Origin of the sequence: Abiotrophia sp. HMSC24B09 (assembly GCF_001815865.1) — a bacterium.
In the GTDB taxonomy this organism is placed as follows: Bacteria; Bacillota; Bacilli; order Lactobacillales; family Aerococcaceae; genus Abiotrophia.
Genome location: NZ_KV822189.1, coordinates 1 through 697 on the forward strand (window position 1 = coordinate 1; position 697 = coordinate 697).

Annotated in this window: 1 pseudogene; it reads right to left on the reverse strand. The window is 52.1% G+C overall.

From position 1 onward, the window contains the following. Positions 1–10 precede the first annotated feature (10 nt). Positions 11–697: pseudogene (locus HMPREF3093_RS00675) on the reverse strand (YSIRK signal domain/LPXTG anchor domain surface protein); the annotation flags it as partial.

A 697-nucleotide genomic window follows, 5' to 3' on the forward strand; every position in this document is an offset into this window, starting at 1 on the left:
TGACTAGGCTTTAGTCTTCATCTGTCGCTTGGCGTTTGCGCGTCGCAACCAGGCCGACACTTGCTAAGATCGTCAAGGCCACACCTGAGAAGAAGCTATAGTCTGGGGCTTCACCCGTTACTGGTAAGAGCCCTTGTGTTTGCACTTCTGGCTCACTTGGAGCGACTGGCACTGGCACAACGCTTGGCACATATTGTGCTGTCACCTTGCGCCCGTTGCGGTCAACCCGAACCACGGTCACACCACTTGCTTGGCCTAAGAAGCCTGCTTCTGGTGTGAAGGTCACAGAACCATCTGGGTTAAGAACATAAGTCCCTTCCCCTGGTACGGTTAATTCAGTTTGACCATTTTCGAAGGTCGCTGGGATGGTCAGATCCACATCGCCTTCAAAGACTGGCGTCCCGGTTTGTTTTTCACCTGGGTAGCCGGTTGAAGTCGTATCTTGTGTCTTGGTTTGTCCGTAAACGGTTGGAATGTACTGAATCTTCAGTTCTTTCCCGTTGACATCACGACGGATAACGGTAATTGGTGTCGCTTGTCCAACAAAGTCTGGTTCTGGCGTGAAGGTCACTTGCCCTGTCTCAGGGTCGACGGTGTAAGTCCCTTGTCCTGGAACGGTCACGCTGGTGACCCCACCTTCAAGGTAAGCTGGAACTTTGGTATCCACTTGGCCCTTGAAGTCTGGTAACTTGCTTTG